We start from the raw sequence: 21,265 nt of genomic DNA, 5'->3' as shown, positions 1-21,265 counted from the left end.
GCCCATCGATAGATCAGTAGAGGTGGCATGCCGTCGTGTGGCCTGGCGTGACCTCGACGACCGGAGGCCGCTCCGCCACGCACTGCTCCATCGCGCTCGGGCAGCGCCGAGCAAAAGGGCATCCAGTCGAAGTGGGTGTGAGGCCGGCACTAGAAGGCGGGGGTGAATCGCCCTTCTCAAGGGAGGCGTCGGCGAGCAGCCGCCGCGTGTACGGGTGGAGCGGGTTGCTGTAGATGTCAGTCGCCGCGCCGGATTCCACGAGCCGTCCGCGGTAGAGGACGGCGATGTCGCTGGAGAGGTACCGGACCGCCGCAAGGTCGTGCGAGATCAGGAGAAAGCCGACGCCTGATTCGTTCTGCAGCTGTCGCAGGACATTCATTACCTGCACGCGCACCGAGACGTCCAGGGCCGAGACTGGCTCGTCAAGGATCAACACGGCCGGGTTGGTGATCATGGCGCGGGCGATCGCCACACGCTGTCGCTGACCGCCGGAGAGCTGGTGCGGGTAGGCCTTCAGCACTCGCGACGGTGTCAGTCCGACGCTGATCAAGGCCTGCGAGGCGCGTTCGGTCAGCTCGTTCTGCCGAAGCCGAGGCTCCGCCTCGCGCAAAGGCTCAACGATCGCGGCGCCCAGTGTGGCCCGTGGGTCGAGCGAGGTGAAAGGATCCTGGAACACCGTCTGCACCGTGCGCCGGTACGCACGACGCTGCTCGGCGGTAAGCCTGCGCAGCGGAACGCCGTCGAAAAGGACGTCGCCCTCGGTCGGCTCGTGGAGACCAAGCGCCATTCGAGCGCAAGTCGACTTGCCACTGCCGCTCTCCCCGACCAGCGCTAGACCGCGGCCTGCCTGAACCTCGAAGCTCACGCCGTCGACTGCAACGGTGGAGCGCGAAGCCCGGCCGAGCAGGTCTCGTTTCGTGACGAACGACTTGTGCACGTCGGCCAACTCAAGCACCGCACGCTCGGGTACGGCTTCGCCCGCGGGTTCGACCTCGGTGACCTCCAATCGCGGCCAGAGGTCGTCGATGGTCAGCCCCTCGTCCCGTCGGATGCACGCGGCAACGTGTGTGCTGCCGGCGGAGGTTGCGACCAACGGGGGCGGCGCCTCGTCGCACGCGGCCCGCCGGGCAGGACAGCGGGGCGCAAACGGGCATCCGGTGGGTTGGACAGCTGGGTCGGGCGGCTGTCCGGCGATAGGTCGCAGCAACGCTTGGGGCTCCAACCGCGTTGGGATGCAGGAGAGCAGACCGATCGTGTACGGATGCCGTGCTCGAGTGAGCAGTTCCTCGCTGGTGCCCGACTCCACGATCCGCCCGCCGTACATGACTGCGATGCGGTCGCACACCCGCGCCACGACCGCGATGTCATGGGTGATCAGCAGCAGGGCCGCTCGGGTGTCGCGCTGCAGCTTCTGGAGCAGGTCGAGGTACTCGACCTGCACGGTCACGTCGAGGGCAGTCGTCGGCTCATCGGCGACGATCAGCACAGGGTCGCACGAGATGGCCGCCGCACCGACGATGCGCTGACGCATCCCGCCACTGAACTGGTGCGGGAACTCCCGCGCCTGTCGACCAGGGTCCCGCAGCCCGACTCGTTCGAGCAGCCTCTCTGCACCGGTCGCGGCCTGAGCACGAGTTCGCCCGCGGTGGAGTCGCAGCGGCTCGCCGACCTGCCAGCCGACGCGCATCGCCGGGTTCAACGACGCCGTCGGGTCTTGCAGGATCGTCCCGATCCGGTCGCCGCGTATCCGCTCGAGCTCCTGCGCGCTCGCGCTTAGGAGCTCGGTGCCCTCCAGATGAATTTCCCCGGTGATCTCGGCTGAGGGTGGAGTCAAGCCGAGCAGAGCCATCGCGGTCATGGACTTTCCGCTGCCGGACTCTCCGACGATACCGAGGGTCTCGCCGGGGTAGATCTCCAGATCGACGCCGTTGAGGATGGACAGCCGGCCGCGCGTCGATGGCATGGACAGCGTCAGGCCTCGTACCGTCAGGACAGGTTCGGCTTGGTCGGTCATGGTGGCCTCCGGGTCCTTCGCAACACTGGGCACGAACGCGCGCCTGGTCATGCGACGTCCATTCGTGGGTCAAAACGGATGCGTGCCCAATCGCCCAGTTTGTTGAAGGCGAAGACGGTGACGAAGATGCACAATCCCGGCAGCACGGAGGGCCACCAGGCGATCGGGAGCAGGCCCCTCCCGTCGTTGACCATCCCACCCCACGACGCGATGTCCGGAGGCAGGCCTACGCCCAAAAAGCTCAACGACGACTCCAGCACGATCGCGGTGCCGACATGCACTGTGGCGAGCACGAGGATCGAAGGCAGGACGTTGGGCAAGAGATGGCGGCGCGCGATCGTGAGCCTTGAGCAGCCGGCGACCTTGGCAAGTTCGACGTAGTCCATTGTGCGGATGCCGAGTACCTCGCCCCTCACCAACCGGGCGTAGCCCGGCCAGAGCAGAACTCCGATAACAAAGAACACGCTGGCCAATGACGGTCGGCTGGTTCCGGCCAGCAGGATCGCGATCAAGATCGGCGGGACCGACAGGACGATGTCGACGATCCGCATGAGGACGGCGTCGACCCATCGCCCGACGAGTCCCGATACAAGGCCGACGGCAGACCCGAACGCAGCCGCGATCAGCACGCCCACGAGGCCGACGGTGAGAGAGGAACGTGCTCCGTAGAGCAAACGCGTGGCAATGTCCCGGCCGTTCTGATCGGTCCCGAACACGTGCAACGCTCCGGCGCCGTCACGGCCGAACGGCTCAATGAACGTCGCCAGGAGCGATCCGCCGTTCTGAGCGTATGACGACAGCACGGGTGCCAGCAGCGCACACAGACCGACGACGACCACAACGACCGTGGGGACTCGCGGAATCCGCCGCTTGGTGGACCTGCCGGTCGGGTCGACGTCGCCGGCAGGGCTCGCGATAGCAGAGTCTGGCGTAGTGACGGTCATGAGCTATACCTGATCCGTGGGTTGAGGAACGCGTAGAACACGTCCGTGATGAGGTTGCCGACGCAGTAGAGGGTCGTGAGGATCAGCACAACCGACTGGACGACCGGGAAGTCGCGGTTTTGCACGGCCTGTACGACGAGCTGCCCGACACCGGGCCACCCGAACACCGTCTCTACAACGATCGAACCGGTGATCATGTTGAGCAGCACGAGTGTCCCGAAGGTCAGGATGTTCATTCCGGAGTTGCGGAATGCGTGCCGCCAGAGCACTCGATTCTCCGAGGCACCCTTCGTCCGCGCAAAACGGACGTATTCCGAACTCAGCGTTTCCATGGTCGCCGAGCGTGTGATCCGCATGAGCCCGGCGAAGCCGAAGAACGCGAGCGTGATCGCCGGCAAGACGAGGCTCGCCGTCGAGTCGGCACCCGATGTGGGCAGGACCGCCAACCTCACAGCGAAGACGTAGATGAGCAGCGTGCCGAACCAGAAGCTCGGCATAGCCTGCCCGGCCGCCGCGACGCCCGAGGTGACGCGGTCCAGCAGGCCGTTCGGCCTGTGGGCCGCGTAGATCCCCGCAGGGATCGCGACCACCAGTGCCAGCGCGAAGGCTACCGCCGCAAGGAGCAGCGTAGCGGGGGCCCGTTCAAGGAACAGCTGGCTTGCCGGCTCCTGGAACTGGATCGACATGCCCAGGTCGCCGTGCAGGAGACTTCCGAGGAAGCGGAGGTACTGCACGGTCACCGGCTGGTCGAGACCAAGACTCGCGTTGAGTGCAGCTTCCTGCTCGGGTGTAGCGATCGGACCGAGGAGCAGGTCGACAGGATTCCCTGCCTGGCGAGCCAGGAAGAACACCAGGAGCGTCGAGCCCACGAGCGCGACGAATGTTTGAAGCAAGCGGCTCAGAATGAAACGCGTCATGTTCAGGCCTTGGTGATGTACTCGTAGTTGTGCGGGGCGTTGAGGAAGCCCAGCGTCGCCCAGTCTCCGACTTTCTTGGACACCACCCACGTCGCGTTGCGGCTCGGCAGCATCAACCCGTAGTGCTGGTCGTACAGGTACTGACTCAGATCATGTTCCAGCGCGTAGCGCTTGGTCTGGTCAGTCTCTGACTCGATCCGCTTGATGTCGTCGTCGATCGCGGCGCCATTGGCGACCAGGTTGAGGATATTGGTCGAGATCAAGCCGAGGTTGCTCGTTGGATTGGTCGCGACTGGGCTTGCGTAGGTCACCGTCATCCGGTTGTGTCTCGCCTTCATCGACGAGAGCAGCGTCTGGAGGGGAACGTTGTTGAGCCGTGTCGTGACACCTATGGCTTGCCAGTCTTGAGAAATGGCCTGGGTGAGGTCGGCCCCGTCGGGGTGGAGCGGCGAGGTCGCCATTTCGATGCTGAAGCCGTTCGGGTACCCGGCCTGCGCGAGCAGCTGTTTGGCCCTTGCCGGGTCGTAGGGAAGCGGGGTCCAGCTGTTGCTCGCGAACGGGAAGACTGGCAGTACGAAGAAGCCGAACGGTGAGTTCTTGGCATGACCGAAGAAGACGTTGTCGATAATGGCCTGCTTGTTCACCGCAAGCGCGAGCGCCTCCCGCACGAGCTTCGCGTTCGCTAAGGACCTGGGGTCGTTAGCATCACCGACCCACGGGAACTGCGGCTGGTAGTCAGGCCGGCCGGGCTTGCTGAGGCCGGGGTAGATCAGCCACCCAGGAGATCCGAGCTGATTCTCCAAGACCCGGATGTTCGCCTGCGAAGCCTGCTTGAGAAAAGTGCTGCCGACGACCGCGACATCCACCTCCCCGGCGCGAACGGCCAGCAGCGATGTCGACGCATCGGGGATGAGACGCACTCTGAGATTCGCGAAGGCAGGAGTTTTCCGCCAATGGTTCGGCACTGCGGCGAAGGCGTACTCCTGCCCCGGTCGGCCGGAGACGAAGTGATACGGCCCGGTGCCAATCGGGTGTGACGCAGCCGCCTTGACACCGACCTGATCGAAGTACTTCTTCGAAACGATGTTGAGCTGACCTCCCGTTGCGAGGAGGTCGGGAACCATCCAGTTGGGACTCGCGAAGTGGAGGACCACCGTCGTCGCATCGCGAGTGTCGTAGGACGTCGGCGGGTTGAGCAACCAGGTTCCGGTCGAGCTGCCCGTGGCGGTCTTCGCCGTGTACTGCTGAATGCTGTAGGCGACGTCGGTCGACGTCAGCTCGCCGTAGTTCTCGTGGAACCGGACGCCCGGCCGGATCTTCACGGTCCACGATGTGTAGTCGGACGACGGCTCCCAACTCGTCGCGAGGCTGGGCTCCAGCGCGTACGTGTCCTTGTTCAACACGATCAGCTTGTCGTAAACCTGGGCCCAAAGGCCCTGCTCAGGGCCTCCGATCAACCACGGCACCGACGACTCACTGCCGAACGATGTCAGTGCGACGACCAGCGTGTCTCCTGCGGAGCTTGACGTGCCACTCTCTGAGCAGGCGGCAAGCGCAGGACCCACGGCAGAGGCCGCGGCGGCGAGCAGAGCGCCCTTGAGTACCCCTCGACGGGACAACCCGAGCGGCGTTCGTGTGGACGGCATCATCGTTGATCTCCCTCACGACCCAACCGGAACCGATATTCTTGTTTCGGTAAAGTAGAGCGTGATACCACGGTGCGCAAGACTCGGTTCGGCGTCATCCAGCGCTAGCGCGTGGCGTGTCGAGCGGAGCCCCGATGAGCAGCTCCTCGAAAGGGAGGCGGGAACATGTCCGTTCACGATCAGACGGCAGCGGCCGACGCCGGCGCACCTTCGATCGACCCAGTACGATTCCGCGAGGTGCTCGGTACCTTGCCGACTGCAGTGTGCATCGCTACAGCGACCAGTCCTGAGGGGTCGCCGATCGGGATGACGATCGGGTCGGCCACCTCCGTCTCGCTCGACCCTCCCCTGGTCGGCTTTTTTGCGGTCCGGACTTCATCTACGTTTGCGCAGATTCGCGCCGCCGGATACTTCTGCCTGAACGTCCTCGCCGAACCGCACGAGGCACTCTGCCGCACGTTCGCCGGCCCAGCCGCGCAGCGATTCGACGGCGTGGCGTGGAACCCCGCGACCTCCGGCGCTCCGGTGCTCGACGACGCGATCGCCCGCATCCACTGCCGAACGAGCGAAGTGATCGAGACCGGCGACCACTTCCTGATGCTGGGTCGAGTACTGGACCTCGACGCCCCCGGCGACACCGTCCCGTTGCTATTCTTTCGTGGAGGATTCGGCAGCTTCAGCAGCCGTTCGCTGGTTGCACAGGCTCAGTCCGATCTGACGGTGCAGCTGGCGACGGCTGAGGACTGCCGCGGTCCGATGGAACAGCTCTCCGCCGAGCTCGGCCTGGTCGCCACTCTGTCGGCTGCGATCGACGGCCACCTGGTCTCGCTGCTCGCGACCGGTCCGGGTGACTCCGTCCGGAGCCTGCCACGCGTCGGTCGCAGGATGCCGATCACGCCGCCGATCGGCTCTCTGTTCGTCGCGTGGGAGGACGCCGAGGTGATCGAGCACTACCTCGATTCCGCCGAGCCGGCCCTAAATCCCGACGAGCGATGCGAGCAGCGCAAGCTGCTTACGAAGATTCATGAGCGCGGGTGGTCATTCCTACCACTGCACCAGGCTATCTCCCGCGCCGAGGACCTCGTCGCTCGGCGGCATGTCACGCCGTTGAGCCATGACGAGGAGCACGAATTGCACGCGCTGCTCGGCGAAGCCTCCCGCCAGACGGCGCGCCACTCCGATCCGGACGCGACCTCGCGAGCCCACGGGATCGCGGTACCGGTCTTCGACGGCACGGGCCGAGTTACGTCCACGATCTCGGTGTTGCGGCCGAACTCGGTGCTGACGGCGACGGAGGTCCAGGCGATCGCGGCACGCATGATGACCACCGCGCACGAGGTTGCGACGATTGCCAACGCCGGCACGTAACCGCCGTCAGGCCGGGGTTTCTGCTATTGGAAACCCCGGCCATCGTTACCTCATCAGGGATCCGACTGCTGGCGCGCCAGAGCTCGAGCGCGAGCATATCTCAGGTGAACCCGAAGGCGGCGCCGCCCGCGGGGCATGCCACTCATCGGATGTCGCCCCAGTACATCGGCCATCATGTGGACGCAAAGGGGGACGCTACGCCGTCATCGGCGTGCTGGGTCGACGCGGCACACGCGCGCGCAGCCGTCTTCCACGCCACCGCCGCAATCACGGCGCGCAAGACTCGCTGCACAGCAGCCGGCTGCACCACGAGTAACCGCGACAACCCGCAGCAGAACAGCTTGGCGCGCACGTACTTCCCCAAAGGGAACCGACCTGTTCCACCCACTCCGTCGACGACCTCGTCGCGATCGCCACATGCAGGCCACGCTCACGAAAGTCCCCGATCGGACGACAGCGACACACCACTTCGACCGGCTCGTCGCAACACCCGTCCCTCCGGGTGTTGCGACGAGCCATTGAGTCCGCTGCGTCGCCGAACCCAGTCACCGCAACACCTCTCGGCGCTGGTGTTGCAATCTCCGCTGGAATCCAAGATGCCGTACAAGCAGCACCGCTCGTCGCGAAGTCGTGCGCCCTGTCCCGGTCAACGTCCTTCCGGGCGCCTCCCGCAACAACGGCGAGCGATCGCCGGCTCCAGCACTGGACGAGGCTTGTTCGTCAGAGCCTCATCGGTCGATCAGAAGATCGCGATGGGGTTCAACGGCGATCCAGTGCCTCCCACGATCGGCAGCGGGGCGAAAACCATGGCCGCCTCGTAACGACCCCGCGCTGCGCATTCCTCTGCGAACCGCTCGAGGTGCAGGTTGTCGAGCAACAGGACACCAGCAGCGGTCAGCGACAGCGCGTGAATCGGCGCCTTTACGCCCTCGACGCGCGGCGGCCGCAGCTCGTTGCCCGTATCGGAGCCGAGGATGGCGACTCCGCGTTCGGCGGCCCAGACGAATGCCTCCGGGGTTAGCCCGGAGGCCAGCTGCGAAACCGTTGCACGCCCCATCGGGCCGTCGGCATCAGCTCCACTACGCAGGACCAGGGCGTCTCCAAGCCGGAGCTCCAGTCCCACCTTCGCCATCAGATCCTCGAGCAGCTCGGGGGTGACGGCCGTTCCCATCGGACAGCCGCCGCCGACCATGCGAGGGAGGTCGACCAGCACTGCACGCGCGATGACGCCGTCGAATGTCGGCCGCGCGGAGCCCCACGTCGATCCTGTCGTCGTCATCACCTCTTCAGCGGCGACCCCGCCGAAGTACTTCCCCTCGAACGCCATGTGGCATAGCGCATCGAGGTGGGTCACCGCGCGGCCGTGGTACTCCAGACCGACGAAATCGCGGTAAGCCTGCGGCTCGGGAACCTGTTGGTCACCGAGTTCGACCATGTAATGCAGAGTGGGTTGCGGATTCGACTCACTCGCCACCGTGTCGAGGTCGCGGGCCATACTGACCGACAAGCCTTCGTCCACCAACGCGAGCGTGCGCAGCACTGTCTCTGCGCTGATCGCCGCGAGCGCACCGCGCTCATCGGGCTCCCGGTCGGGACCCCACGTGCACAGACGTTGGTGCAGAGCGACGAACTCGTCGTAGCTCATCCTGTGCGCAGAATTGAGCTCTGCCACGAACGCGGAGGATTCTTCCGACGGGTCAGTCATGCAGTTGCCCTATTCGTGCCGTGGTGCGGTAGTGCTCAGCGAGCAGATCGGTGCCCCAGTCATGGCGCAAGTCGCGCCAGACCGTGTGGATGTGGTTGGGATTACCGTTCACACGGTCGGCCTCCAGAAGAAAAGTCGGCCCTGAAACCGAGTAGTAGATCATCATCGCGTTGTCGATCTGACCGGTCGGGCCCGCCCACGAGAACCGGATTGCGTCGCGGCCGGCGTCCTCGATCTCGCGTAGAGCCTGCCGGGCCAGCGGGTCGGCGCACCGCGTCAGGTACAGCTGGATGATCGCGTTGACAGTGTCCCGCTGCGCACCCGACAGTTCGTCGTAGCGGATGCCGCGGTCAGCGAAGTCGATGTCGACGACTGGATCGTTGCGCGAGGCGATGTCCCAAGGAGAGTCGGCGGAAAGCTGAGCGCGCACGAGCTGGTCCGCACTGAGATCGTTCATGAGCCCGATCCCCAGATCTTCCTCGACAGCGAGGGTCCGTACGAGCGACCCGTCCGGCGCTGTGTGAACGCGCGGATTGGCGCCGAACATTTGCGGCGTCGCGGAGATTTCGTCGCCGACCACCGTGAAGTGCACCCCCACGTGGTGGCCGTTGAACCGCCACGCCCAGGCCGAGTCCGTTGTGGGATCGCCGAAAATGCGCACGTAGTACGCGAGGGGATTGCGGATGGGCCAGCGCGGATGGTCGATCGCCTTCTCGATTGCCTTCAGCGGGACTTCCAGCTCCATGATCGAATGAAGCGTCGTGACACCGGACGGGCTCATCCCTGCGGCGAGCAGGGCGTACACCAGCTCGCGCTGTACTCCCGTCAAGGCGTCGATGCGGAGGCCAGGCCGTGCTCCTGGGTTGTACTTCCACTCGCGGAAGCCGCCGTCGTCCAGCACGCCGCCCGCCTCGGCTCGCTCGTCCTCTGCGAGGCTGTCGAGGAACTCGCGCGCGATGGCGCGCATCCGTGCCCCCACTGCCGCGTGCGGAAGCAAGTACCCGGATCCGGCTTGTCCGGCTTGCGACCCGAACCTTTCGAGCACAGCTCACCTTCCTTCGGCGCCGTCGTCCTTAACGCGAACGCGTGTTCTGATTCCAGCATCCAGCACGCGCCGTCGACCGTCAAGCCGTTGGGCCCTTCGCTTGACGGTGCTGGAAACCACGGCTTACGATCCGAGAAATCGTTTTCTCACGTGACTGCTCGGTCTCCCGTGAGCTGCAACCACCCAGTTCGTTGCTCGTCCCGACGTGAAGGAGAGTCCAAGGATGCTCAGTCGGAAACGATCTGCCAGGAGGACCCGGTGACGGGCGGCGACCCGTTTGCCGTCCTCAGCCTGCCCTTCGGGGTTCGCCCCGACCCCGATGAGTTCATCCAGGCGGCGATGCGCTGGCACTTCGGCGAGGACACAGGCTCACGGTTCTGGCTGTCACGCGCCGCATCGCTCGGATTCGACCCGATCTCGGACATCACGACCTTTCCCGACCTCGCGCGCTTCCCGAACGTTACCGATGAGCTGCGCGATGTACCGCTGGAGGATCTGATCCCACAGGGCTACGGGCACCGCGCGGACGTCGTCTCGATCGTCGAAAGCGGCGGAACGACAGGAGCTCCGAAGAGCCTGCCGCTAGTCGCTGACTTCACCGTGCGGATGGCCGAACGCGAAGCAGCGGCGTTGCGAAGTAGAGGTGTTGGCGCCGGCAAAGGCTGGCTCGCGGTGGTGCCGAGCGGACCGCACGGCGGCTACGAGCAGAGCAAGCGCACGGCACGGATGTTCGGTTCATACGTGTTCGGGGTCGACTTCGACCCCCGTTGGGTCAAGAAGCAAATCACGGCCGGGAGAACACGTGAGGCCGACGAGTACGTCGACCACATTCTGGATCAGGCTGCCATGATCCTTACGCGGCAGCGAGTCAACCTGTTGCGAACCACTCCGCCGCTGCTGGCTCGCATCGCTCGGCACGATGATCTCGTGCAGATCATCCAGAAGAACGTGGAATATATCCATTGGGGCGGCGCCTCCATGGATCCCGACACCCGAGATTTCCTGCGCACCGCGGTGTTCCCGGGCATCGCGATTGTCGGCGCCTACGGGACGACGATGGCATTGGGATCCGGCGGGATCGAGCGCCCGGGCCTCTCCGACGACGACCCCTGTATCTTCGACCCTGGCCCGAACCCGCACACGAGCGTGCGAGTCGTCGACCCGGAAACCGGCGCGCGGGTCGAGTTCGGCGGGCGTGGGCGGATCGCGATCGACTTCGTAACCCGTGGCCTCTTCGTCCCGAACAATCTGGAGCGCGACGAGGCCACCCGCACGCCCGCTTTGGATGCCGACCAGATCGGCGACTCGTTCGCCGATGTCGCCCCGGTCGCCGAGTTCGGTGGGACCGCCGTTGTGGAGGGCGTGTATTGATCGCGCCACGCACAACGCCCTATGTCATCGACGCCCTCATCCCCTCCGGGCCGTACCGCTCACGTCACCGCGAGGAGCTCCTCGACGTCACCGGAGCAGTACTGGGCGAGCTGACGATCGCACCTCCGATCGTCGTGAGCCGGGCAATGAGCGGCCTCCGCAAGGGAAAGCCAATGCCGCGGGCCGCGCGGATCGCCGCGTTGCGCAACGCCGCCGCGCGATACTGCGAAGAGGCGGTCGCCGGGCTCGACCTGGACACCTATCGCCACCTCGTGAGCAGGCTCACCGGGCTAGGCATCACCGAAGTCTCCGCAGCCACCGAACGGGTTGCCAATTCGATTGGCAATGCCTACGACGAAGCTCAATACGGGCGGCCCATTTCGGTCAGCGACGACACGCACTCGCCGGCGGCGTGGAAAGGCACCGGTCTATGGGCGCGCCGTGGTGACGTGTTCGCTGTGCTCGCAGCAGGCAACCACCCAGCAGTACACGCTGGCTGGCTGCAGGCCCTCGCATTGGGCTACCGCGTCGCCATTCGACCTTCACGTCGAGAACCGCTCACCGCGCACCGGCTGGTGAGCGCACTGCACGAGGCCGGCTTCTCCACCTCGGACGTCGTGATGCTGCCGACCACCCACGATGGCGCCGACGAGATCATGCGCGCGTCCGACCTCGCGATGGTTTATGGCGGCCAAGAGGTGATCGACAAGTACGACGCGAAGAACGTCCTCGCGCGCGGTCCCGGCCGCTCCAAGATTCTCGTCGCTGCGCCGTACGACTGGCGCGACCAGCTCGATCTGATCGCGCTGTCGGTCACTCGCGGCGGCGGCACGGGCTGCACGAACGCCACCTGCGTGCTCGTGGAGGGCGACATGAGCACCGCGGCGGAGCTAGCGCAGGCACTAGCCGAGCGGCTGGCGCAGTACGAACCACGTCCGCCGGACGACCCGCAGGCGCTGCTCCCCGCAGCCCGTCGCGAGGTCGCGCGGGGACTCAACGCAGTGCTCGCGGCGAGCGCCAGTGAAACAATCCGCGTGCTGGGCGGCGGGGGTGTCATGCACGAGCTGGGCGACAGCAGCGCAGTACTCACCCCTGCGATTCAGCTGCTCAGCGAGCCGGCGCAGACCCAGACCATCGCCGTCGAGCTGCCGTTTCCGTGCGTGTGGGTTTCGTCGTGGTCGTCCGCCGACGGTCTCGCACCGCTGCGCAACTCGGTACACCTTACGTTGATGACCGACGACGAGGACCTCATCGAGCAGTCGCTCGAGGACCCGACGATCCGCAGCACTTTCGTCGGCCCGGTGCCGACCACCTTCAGCGACCCGGCGGTCCCGCACGAGGGGATCATCTCCGAGTTCCTGATGACTCCGAAGGGATTTCTACGTCAATGAAGTACACCTGGCTCGGCAACACCGGGTTGAAGGTCAGCAGGATCACGCTCGGCTGCATGAGCTTCGGCGACACATCGAGCGGGTTCAACGAGTGGGCGCTGGACGATGAGGCCGCCGAGCCCGTCTTCAGGAAGGCCGTCGAGTCGGGAATCACGTTCTGGGATACCGCCAACGTGTACGGGTTCGGTACTTCCGAAGAGATCGTTGGCCGCGCGATCGAGAAATACAGCCGGCGTGAAGACATCATACTTGCGACCAAAGTGTTTTTCCCATGCACAAGGGTCCCGGCGGATCCGGTCTTTCGCGGGGCGCAATCCTCGAGAACATCGATGCCTCACTGCGGCGCCTCGGCACTGACTACGTGGATCTCTACCAGATCCATCGCTTTGACGCGGATACTCCGATCGAGGAGACAATGGAGGCTCTCCATGACGTCGTCCGCGCTGGCAAGGCCCGCTATCTCGGTGCATCGTCGATGTGGACGTGGCAGTTCGCTTGCATGCAACACACAGCCGATCTCGGCGGCTGGACCCGCTTCGTCTCGATGCAGGACCAGTACAACCTCATGCAGCGCGAGCAGGAGCGCGAGATGCTCCCCTACCTTGCCAATCAAGGTATTGCGAGCCTGCCATGGAGTCCCCTGGCAAAGGGGCGCCTCGCCCGCCCCTGGGCGTCGCGTCGCACGGCCCGCTCCGACACCGATCCTGCCCAGGATCGCTTCTACAGTGCCGACCAAGCGGTCGCCGACGCCGTCGAAGACGTCGCCGGCCGGCGTGGCCTCCCGATGGCTCAGGTGGCCCTCGCCTGGCTGCTCCGCAACCCCGTAGTGACCTCGCCGATCGTCGGTGTCACGAAACCCAGCCAACTGGACGATGCAATCGCAGCGCTCGACATCGAGCTGAGCGACATCGAACTTCGCCAAATCGAGCAGCCGTACACGCTGCGGATGCCAGTCGGCTACTGAACCTGCCTCACTGGGGTAACAGCGGTACCTGAGGTGAACCACGACTCCAGGTTGTCGAGCACAAGTTGGCCGATCGCCCGCCGCGTGGCAACACTGCCTGATGCCACGTGCGGTAGCACGACTGCAGTCGGGCAGTCGAGTAGTTCGGGTGGCACTAGTGGCTCGCCCTCGACGACGTCCAACCCTGCAGCGGCGATGCTGCCAGACCGCAGCGACGCGACGAGCGCATCAGTATCGACTACCGAGCCTCGCCCGACGTTGATGACCACGCCTTCCCGCCCGAGCGCACCAAGCACGTGCGCGTTGACGGCGTGGTAGGTCCCGGCTCCACCGGGAAGCACGACCATCAGTGTGTCGACGGCTGCAGCCAGGCCGACCAATGTGTCGTAGTAGGCATAGCGCTCCGGCACATCGCCGCGGCGACGACGGTTGTGATAGGAAATCCGCAGGCCAAACCCCTCCGCACGATGCGCGATCGCCAGCCCGATCCGGCCGAGTCCCACCACACCGAGAGTTCGGCTGGCGAGCGTCGTCGGGCTAAGCCGATACGGGCCGTCGGAAGCCCAGTGGCCCTCGCGCACCCAGCGTTCTGCAGCGCTCAGCTCACGCACGGTCATGAGCAGCAGGCCTATGGCTGTGTCGGCGACCTCGTCGTCGAGCACTCCTGGAGTGTTGGTGACAACAACGCCTCGCTCAGTCGCTGACCTCAAGTCGACATAATCGAAGCCCACGCCACCGCAGGTGATGATCTGGAGATTCGGCAAGCGATCAAGGAGCCGTCCGTCGACCGCCGTGGCGCCCGACGCCAGCAGTGCGGATACGTCGTGGCCACGGGCTTGCAACACAGCCTCACGGTCGACGTCCCACGCCTTGATCAGGTCGTAGCGTTCGGCGCACCGCTCAGCCACTACTGGCTCCATTTGATCGACCATCAGCACGGTGGGCCGGCCACCAATACGCCGATGACTGCACGACATCCTGCAAACCTCCTTGCGGTGACCGAACGAGTCGCTACCGCGATGTAGTCGCGGAAGCCGCGCGTCGAGGGTCGCCCACCGGTCTCGTCATGATTGGTGCGGACATCGCAACGCGGTGGCTACGATGCAAACTGGAAAAGGCTCTGTCTGATCAGAAGGAACTTCAATGCTGACCATCCGCGACGTCGCCGCGGCCGCGGGGGTGTCGGTCGCGACGGCCTCGCGTGCGCTCAACGGCAACGACCGCGTGGACCCTAAGCTCGCACGGCGGGTGCTCCGCGCCGCCGAACGGATCCAGTACCGACCCAACGCAGTAGCGCGCAGCCTGCGGCGGCAGGTGAGCACCACACTCGCGCTGATCATCCCCGACATCAGCAATCCATTCTTTACCGCCGCCGCGAGGGGCGCCGAGGACCTGGCGCACGCCCGCGGTTTCAATCTGCTGCTGAGCAACACCGACGAGGACCACGACAAGGAGGCGACCTACTTGCGGGTCGCCGAAGAAGCCATGGTGACCGGCGTCATCCTGGCCCCCCGCGACAGCACCACCGACATCACGCGCCTTCGACGCGCGGGTATCCCGGTCGCTCTGATCGATCGCCACCTCGATCAGCCCTGCGACGGCGTGTTCGTCGACTCGCGCCAAGGCGCGCGCGACGCCACCGAGCAGTTACTGAAGGGCGGTTGGCGTCGGCCAGCCTGCATCACTGGCCCACGCACCGCCCAGACTGCGACCGACCGCGCCGCCGGGTACACCGACATCACCGCGGCCAACGCTCTGGACTCTCTCATCGCGTACGGCGACTTCCGCGAGTCCGGTGGGCGCGACGCCGCTCGACTGCTGCTCAACGCCGCCGAGCCACCGGACTCGTTCGTGGTCGCGAACGCGGCAATGGCGTTGGGCTTGCTGGGTGAGCTGGGAGACCGCGGCCTGCAGGTTGGCGTCGACATCGGCGCGATCACCTTCGACGACGCGCCGTGGGCGCCGTACGTAAGCCCGCCGATGGCTGTGGTCGCCCAGCCGGCGTACAAAATCGGCTCGACCGCCGCGGCGATCGTGATCGACGCAATGCAGGACGAGAACTCGCAGCCGGGTTCCCATCAGATTGTGCTCCCCACCCAGCTCGTGGTTCGTGCCAGCGCTCGGCGGGCTGCTCCGCGAGTGTCGGATTCCCGGTCGAGCCTTCCGGCTACCTCAGCCTGACCAGCGCCGAGATAATCATCTGATCGGGAATCCGACAACCGCCGTCGTCTTGACCTGCTTCGATCTCGATCGATCCGGCCTACCCCACCTATCCGGTCACGTCCGTGACCCGGCCAGCCGCCTCACCGCCGCCGGCGACTACATGGGCCTGCTCGTTGTCGTCAGCTTCGCCGGCCTCGGAGAACCCATACACCTCCGGAAGAACGAAGGTCGCGACCAGCCAGGTCGTAATCGGGAAGATCGCTGTGATCAGCGCGGCCCAGCCGATACCGAGCGCACTGAACAGCAGGGGGAAGACGAGCGCCGCGACGAAGGCAGCGGTTTTGGTGGACAGGTTACCCAGCCCCGACAGCGTTCCACGGTAACGAGGACGGGCAACGACGGCCAGGACGGTCTGACCACTCTCGTTGTCCCAGTAGTGACCCCACAGCATCACCGCGGCACCAACCACAACCAAGACCACCTGGGTGTTGAACATGCCGATCGCGGCGACCACCAGGCCCGTGGTCGTCAGTGCCGCGCCCCAGCGAGTGAGGCCCCGGTGCCCGATCTTTCGCAGCAGCAGCGGGCCGATTGTCGCGGCGATCGCTGCGACGATGTTGACTCCGATGCTGAATAGGTTGCTGCCAATCTGGTTGGAGAGACCGACGCTGACCAGAATGAACGGGACGTAGAAGCTGAATGCCCAGAACTCGCCAGACTGATTGAAGTTGGCTACCCAACCGAAGATGGACGCGCGGCGCCGGAATTTGTCGGTGCGCAAGTCACTTAGCACCTCGCGCACAGAGGGGCGCTCGACAATGACGTTCTCGTCAGGCAGAAAATCGAGCACATCGCCGTACACCGGGCGCGCTGCCTCCTTCGCATCAAGAAACCGACCACGGTCAAGGAGCCATGCCGGTGTTTCGGGCAGCCCACTGCGAAGGAAGATGAGGACCACTGCCGGGATTGCAGGGAATGCGAGCACGATCCGCCAGAGCAGGTTGGGCGACACATCGGCCGCCATCAGGATTGTGACGAAGATGGCTGCGATCACGGTTCCGAAGGCGAACATGCTCTGCCACCGGTTGGCCATGACCTCGCGCTTGGCCCGCGGCAGCACCTCCATCATGTAGGTGAAGCCGTTCGGAATGTCCGCACCGAACGGCACACCGGCCAGCACCCGGATCACCGCTAGCCAGAGCATGCTCGGCGCAAAGCCCTGCGCCACAGCGAGAACTGCGAACACGATCATCGAGGCCAAGAAGATCTTTCGACGGCCGAACCTATCTGTCAGATAGCCGCCGAGGACAGACCCGATCATCCCGCCGATGTGCAGACCCGCTGATGTGAACGCGAGCAAGAACGTGCTCGGATGATAGAGATCTTTGAGGAAAACCAGGATGAACGCCAGCGAGTAGAGATCCCACGCTTCGATGAGCAGCGTCGAGATCATGAGCCAGCCGGCCCGCGTCGACCCGACATTTTCCTGCTGTTCGATCTTGTTCTTCGCGCGTGTTATCAGCGCGTTTGCCTGATTCCGTTGCAATGGAGCCTCCTGGGTCGTCATTGATCAGCGCGCTCGTTCGACAAACGGTTTGAGTCGACTGCTCGGGTTCACCGGCAGCGCGGGAACCTGCGAAAACAGTCGAGTAATCGATTTCTCGCGGAGAACTAGGCTTGGCCACATGTGCTGTCAAGGTTCCGCGACGACGCATTCCTGACACGGAGGCGGGCACGGCGACACGGCGGTCGGCCGAGCAGCTCGGAGCTGGTCAGCCAGGCCGGTTTGGGTCAGCTGCGGCGCGTCGCCGCAGTCTTCTTCGACGCAGCCTTGCGCGACGCTTTCGCCGTACCGCCCGCCGTCAGGTAGGCAAGCGCTGCCGTCTGGAGTTCGACAGACGCCTGCTCCCACGTGCCAGTGAAGACTTCACCACCGTATGTGCCACTCACAGGACGGCGGAGCAACACACCACTGATCAGCTGGAACGCCATGCGCAACGCGACGTCGGGATCCTCGTGGCGGATGGCCGCGGCATCGCGCATCGCCGCGGTGCGGAACGCCTCGAACACCGTGTCGAGCCACGCCACACCACGTGCATGCATCTCTTCGTCCGTGCCGCTGGCTGCCATGAGCGACTGGAAGAGCCGCTCGGCGGCGGAGAACTCCTCCACGAGACAGGTGACGAACTCCCGGACCACCGCCACCAACGACGGCTGGGCTGCACCCAGACGCGCCGCGAGCGCCTCCTCGACGCGGGTGAACTCCCGGTCCTTCACGACCCGTAGGAGCGCGTCCTTGCTCTCGAACCGGCGGTAGATGCCACCGATAGACACTCCGGCCTCGGTAGCGACTCCCGTCATCGTGAAGTCGTGGATTCCGTCGCGGTCCAGAACAACCCGTGCGGCTTCCAGCACAAGCGCCAACGAACGCTTGCTCCGCACCTGCTGCGGCGTTTTCACCAGACCGGTCGTGGAGCTCACCTCCGACATGATAACCGAGGTTCGTCTCCAGCCCGTCCGACACGTCGCTCACGGTCGCTCCTGAAGCACGGCGCGGTAGTGCTCGGCGAGCAAATCGCTACCCCAGTCGTGGCGCAGGTCGCGCCAGACAGAGTGAACGTGATTCGGGTTGCCATTGGTGCGGTCATACTCCAACAGGAAAGTAGGGCCCGAGACCGAGTAGTAGATCAGCGTCGTGTCGTCGATCGACGCACCTGGCCCAGCCCAGGCGAAGCGGATGGCGTCCCGACCTGCGGACTCAATCTCCTCGAGAGCACGCGCCATCACCGGCTCGGTGCAGCGGGCAAGGTGGAGTCGCACAATCGCATCGACAACCCCTCTCTGTGCCGGCCCCAGCTCGTCGTAGCGGATACCCCGGTCCGATAGGTCGAGCTCGACGACCGGGTCGTCACGCGATGCGATGTCCCAAGGGGCTTCCTCAGCGATCTGAGCTTGGCGGAACTGGCCGGCACTGAGATCGGTCGCCAACCCGATCCCGAGGTCCCCCTCGCTTCCGAGCGTGCGAAGGACCGTGCCGTCTGGTGCAGTGAACACGCGCGGGTTGGCCCCGAACATCTGCGGCGTCCCGGTGACCACGTCGTCGGCCATGGTGAAGTGCGCCGCGAGGTGATGACCGTTGAATCGCCATGCCCACACCCGGTCGGTCCGAGGGTCGCCCAGAATTCGCACGTAGTAGTGAAGGGGGTCGCGCGTGCGCCAGCTCGGGTGGTCGATGGAAAGTTCGTGGGCCTTCAACGGGATCTCGAGCTGCATGATCGCCCGGGCTGTCTCGAACCCCGATGGGCTCATACCCGTCGCAAGCAGGGCGTACACCAGTTCGCGCTGCGCGTCGGTCAGGTCGTCGATGCGAAGGCCAGGCCGCTCCCCAGGCAGGTACATCCACTCTCGGAATCCGGCGTCGTCCATCGAGCCGCCAACCAGCGCCTGCTGTTGCTCGTCGAGCGCGTCGAGCAGGTTCTGCGCCGCGACACGCATACGAGCACCCACCGCTACGGGAATGACTGATTCGAACACTGTCCGCCTTCCTCTGAGCGACGTCGATCAACGCGAACGCGTATTCTGGTTCCAGAGTTCACCACCTCGCCCGCCGTCCGTCAATAAGCACGGAGAATCTGGCGATGCCTGCAAGCTCCGGCAGTGGCGCGCACTGGCACGGTCAAGGTGAAACCGGGCCTCACCCCGCTCGCCCGGAGAGCGTCGACCAGGTGGCGCAGAGTGCGGGCCCCACCTAGCCGCGGAACATGTACCTTCCGGGCTTTCCGGAGATGGCGAAGGACTTCGACACATCACCGACAATGGTCCAGCTGACGTTGTCCTCGTTCTTGATTGGCCTGGCCATCGGCCAGTTCGTCATCGGCCCGCTATCCGACGGGATCGGCCGTAGACCGCTTCTACTGAGCGGTAGCATCCTCTGCGCCGTCGCCGTCGTGGTCTGCGTCGTGGCTCCGACTATCGAGGTCCTCATCGCCGCGCGGTTCTTCCAGGGTATCGGCGGCGCTGCGGGGATCGTTCTCGCTCGGGCGATCGTCGCCGACCTCACCGAAGGGGTGACGACCGCCCGGCTGATCAGCGCGCTGATGGTACTCGCAAGCACAGCACCCATCATCGCGCCGAGCATCGGCGGCGTGGCGGTTCTGCTCGGCGGGTGGCGCACCGCGATGGGCGTACTGCTGGCTCTCACCGTCGTCATGGTCGCGCTCGCTGGTGCACTAGTCCCTGAGTCGCTTCCCCCCGAACGACGACGCCCCGCGGGCTTGCGCACGGTTATCACCAACGGCCGGGCGGTGCTTACAAGGCGCCGCTATCTGGGATTCATGTTGACCGCGGTGTTCGCGTTCGCCAGCGTTTTCTCCTACTCGTCTTCATCTTCGTTTGTTCTGCAGGGCACGCTCGGTCTCGGCCCGAGCGCCTACGCCGCAGTCTTCGGGATCAATGGCATCGGCATGGTGCTCGTCGGCACGCTCGCCGTCCGCCTGGCCGGACGCGTCCGATTCGTCCGACTGGCCACCGTGGGGCTATCGCTCTCGCTCGCGGCATCCACCACACTGAGTCTGCTCGGCTCTGCTCCAAGCCTGGGTGTCGCATGGCCGTTAATGACAGTCGGAGTCGCCTCGTTGGGCTTGGTCCTGGGCAGTGCGACTGCGCTCGCGACTCAGGAGGCGCGCGACTACGCCGGCACTGGCTCGGCCTACCAGGGCGCCCTGCAATTCGCCGCCGGCGCGCTGGTCGCACCCATCGTCGGACTCGCCAACGGCGGCCCGTGGGCGATGGGCGCCTCGATGGCGGCGTGCTCGGTCATCGCGCTCGCCGCCCTGCACTGGGGCGATGGCGGTCCCCGACACGCTATCGACCAAGCCTTCTAAGGCTCGAAAGAGCGCCGGTGGCGGGATAGGGCGGAGGTGCACCTGCGTGCATCTCCGGCTCGCCGACGAGCTCCGCGATGGCGCAGTGGACGCGGAGCAAGTCGATCAGCTGAGGGCGAGGTTGCCGTTCGAATCTCGATCTCGGATCAGGTCAGCCGTGCGCACGGACCAGCAAGCTGATCACAATCCGCATCTGACGTCGCTCCCCCACCTGCGCAGCAGAGTCAAGGATCGATGTCCAAGATCGAGCCGGAATCCGGAGTTCAGGGCTGCGGGACGAACCCGCCCTCGACCCGATCTTCGGAGGTTCCGCCGTGTGCCTGATCGACCGTTCTCCAGTGCGCCAGACCCAGACGCTCGATCCGAGCTCGAAGGCGCCCAGCGAACGCTCCGACCTGCACTCTTGTCCGTCGAAACGCGCCGAGGAAGCGCACGACGTCACAAGTGATCCGACCTCCAGGTCGGCCGGTGCTCGGCGACGCCGCGCCCGCGAGGTCCTACTCGCGGCCGAGCTGGTGGCTCTCGCGTTGGCCTTGACCGCCCCCTCCGCTCACGCCGACACCATGGTCGTCGCCCTCGCGGCGTCGGTGACCGACGTGATCAACAACATCCGCAACTGGATCATGGGCATACTCGCCGGCCTGGCGACGGTGTTCCTGACGATCGGTGGCGTCCGGTACGTCGTGGGCGGCGGAGATCCCGGCGAAGTGGAGAAGGCGAAGACCGCCTTCAAGTCCGCGGGATGGGGCTACGGGCTGGCGGCGCTGGCACCGCTGGTCGTCGAGATCCTCAAAGGGATCGTGGGGGCCTGACCGATGGCTCGTCGGCGAGGTCGTCTACCGGCAATTCACCCG

The 21,265-nt window shown here is 65.4% G+C and carries 16 protein-coding genes and 1 pseudogene; 7 read left to right on the top strand and 10 right to left on the bottom strand.

What is annotated here, in order from left to right; translation table 11 throughout:
* Positions 1-13 precede the first annotated feature (13 nt).
* From AB0M56_RS46730 to AB0M56_RS46715, 4 genes are read right to left on the bottom strand one after another with little or no spacing between them, the layout of a single operon-like run.
* Entirely contained in the window at positions 14-2,065 is a 2,052-nt protein-coding gene (locus AB0M56_RS46730; RefSeq protein ID WP_364188975.1) for an ABC transporter ATP-binding protein, read from the bottom strand.
* Positions 2,062-2,958 (bottom strand): ABC transporter permease, encoded by an 897-nt coding sequence (locus tag AB0M56_RS46725; RefSeq protein ID WP_364188972.1) that lies wholly within the window; start codon positions 2,956-2,958, stop codon positions 2,062-2,064. Before AB0M56_RS46725 ends, AB0M56_RS46730 begins: the two co-directional genes overlap by 4 nt.
* Positions 2,955-3,875: an ABC transporter permease gene (locus tag AB0M56_RS46720; protein WP_364188969.1), complete on the bottom strand. Its 921-nt coding sequence runs from the start codon at positions 3,873-3,875 to the stop codon at positions 2,955-2,957. The genes AB0M56_RS46725 and AB0M56_RS46720 overlap by 4 nt, the downstream gene beginning before the upstream one ends.
* A 2-nt stretch (positions 3,876-3,877) precedes the next feature.
* On the bottom strand, positions 3,878-5,524 hold the full coding sequence (locus tag AB0M56_RS46715) for an ABC transporter substrate-binding protein (protein WP_364188966.1): 1,647 nt from the start codon (positions 5,522-5,524) through the stop codon (positions 3,878-3,880).
* Between the two features lie 162 nt (positions 5,525-5,686).
* On the opposite strand from AB0M56_RS46715, the gene AB0M56_RS46710 reads away from it, so the two are divergent.
* Entirely contained in the window at positions 5,687-6,889 is a 1,203-nt protein-coding gene (locus tag AB0M56_RS46710) for a flavin reductase (RefSeq protein ID WP_364188963.1), read from the top strand.
* A gap of 739 nt (positions 6,890-7,628) precedes the next feature.
* Here AB0M56_RS46710 and AB0M56_RS46705 read toward each other — a convergent pair.
* Positions 7,629-8,594, bottom strand: a complete 966-nt coding sequence (locus AB0M56_RS46705) for a cyclase family protein (RefSeq protein ID WP_364188960.1) — start codon at positions 8,592-8,594, stop codon at positions 7,629-7,631.
* Positions 8,587-9,561 (bottom strand): DUF3500 domain-containing protein, encoded by a 975-nt coding sequence (locus AB0M56_RS46700; protein WP_364188957.1) that lies wholly within the window; start codon positions 9,559-9,561, stop codon positions 8,587-8,589. Before AB0M56_RS46700 ends, AB0M56_RS46705 begins: the two co-directional genes overlap by 8 nt.
* 336 nt (positions 9,562-9,897) lie before the next feature.
* Here AB0M56_RS46700 and AB0M56_RS46695 point away from each other — a divergent pair, with 336 nt between their 5' ends.
* The 3 genes and pseudogenes from AB0M56_RS46695 (at position 9,898) to AB0M56_RS46685 (ending at position 13,365) form a co-directional block, all read left to right on the top strand.
* Complete coding sequence (locus AB0M56_RS46695; protein ID WP_364188954.1) at positions 9,898-11,010, top strand: AMP-binding protein; 1,113 nt, start codon at positions 9,898-9,900, stop codon at positions 11,008-11,010.
* Positions 11,007-12,401 carry an aldehyde dehydrogenase family protein gene (locus AB0M56_RS46690; RefSeq protein ID WP_364188951.1) on the top strand — a complete coding sequence of 465 codons (1,395 nt, stop codon included), beginning with the start codon at positions 11,007-11,009 and terminating at the stop codon, positions 12,399-12,401. The genes AB0M56_RS46695 and AB0M56_RS46690 overlap by 4 nt, the downstream gene beginning before the upstream one ends.
* A pseudogene (locus AB0M56_RS46685) lies at positions 12,398-13,365 on the top strand (aldo/keto reductase). Before AB0M56_RS46690 ends, AB0M56_RS46685 begins: the two are co-directional and overlap by 4 nt.
* On the opposite strand, the gene AB0M56_RS46680 reads toward AB0M56_RS46685, so the two are convergent.
* The gene (locus AB0M56_RS46680) at positions 13,359-14,297 is read right to left on the bottom strand and encodes a 2-hydroxyacid dehydrogenase (RefSeq protein WP_364189015.1); all 939 of its coding nucleotides are present in this window, start codon (positions 14,295-14,297) and stop codon (positions 13,359-13,361) included. The pseudogene AB0M56_RS46685 and the gene AB0M56_RS46680 overlap by 7 nt on opposite strands.
* A 211-nt stretch (positions 14,298-14,508) precedes the next feature.
* Here AB0M56_RS46680 and AB0M56_RS46675 point away from each other — a divergent pair, with 211 nt between their 5' ends.
* Complete coding sequence (locus tag AB0M56_RS46675) at positions 14,509-15,546, top strand: LacI family DNA-binding transcriptional regulator (RefSeq protein WP_364188948.1); 1,038 nt, start codon at positions 14,509-14,511, stop codon at positions 15,544-15,546.
* Positions 15,547-15,634: 88 nt separating this feature from the next.
* Here the strand turns inward: AB0M56_RS46675 and AB0M56_RS46670 are convergent, their stop codons facing one another.
* The 3 genes from AB0M56_RS46670 to AB0M56_RS46660 form a co-directional block, all read right to left on the bottom strand.
* Positions 15,635-17,095: an MFS transporter gene (locus AB0M56_RS46670; RefSeq protein WP_364188945.1), complete on the bottom strand. Its 1,461-nt coding sequence runs from the start codon at positions 17,093-17,095 to the stop codon at positions 15,635-15,637.
* Positions 17,096-17,319: 224 nt separating this feature from the next.
* Complete coding sequence (locus AB0M56_RS46665) at positions 17,320-18,009, bottom strand: TetR/AcrR family transcriptional regulator (RefSeq protein WP_364188942.1); 690 nt, start codon at positions 18,007-18,009, stop codon at positions 17,320-17,322.
* 48 nt (positions 18,010-18,057) lie between these two features.
* Entirely contained in the window at positions 18,058-19,062 is a 1,005-nt protein-coding gene (locus AB0M56_RS46660) for a DUF3500 domain-containing protein (RefSeq protein WP_364188939.1), read from the bottom strand.
* A 227-nt stretch (positions 19,063-19,289) separates the two neighbouring features.
* On the opposite strand from AB0M56_RS46660, the gene AB0M56_RS46655 reads away from it, so the two are divergent.
* A complete protein-coding gene (locus AB0M56_RS46655; RefSeq protein ID WP_364188936.1) occupies positions 19,290-20,411 on the top strand; it encodes a multidrug effflux MFS transporter in 1,122 nt (373 codons plus the stop codon).
* Between the two features lie 563 nt (positions 20,412-20,974).
* Entirely contained in the window at positions 20,975-21,223 is a 249-nt protein-coding gene (locus AB0M56_RS46650) for a hypothetical protein (protein WP_364189013.1), read from the top strand.
* The last annotated feature ends 42 nt before the right edge of the window (positions 21,224-21,265 follow it).

Source organism: Amycolatopsis sp. NPDC051372 (assembly GCF_040682095.1).
Taxonomy (GTDB): domain Bacteria; phylum Actinomycetota; class Actinomycetes; order Mycobacteriales; family Pseudonocardiaceae; genus Amycolatopsis.
The sequence above is the reverse complement of the archived record's forward strand: the minus strand, read 5'-3'. Positions and strand labels throughout refer to the sequence as shown.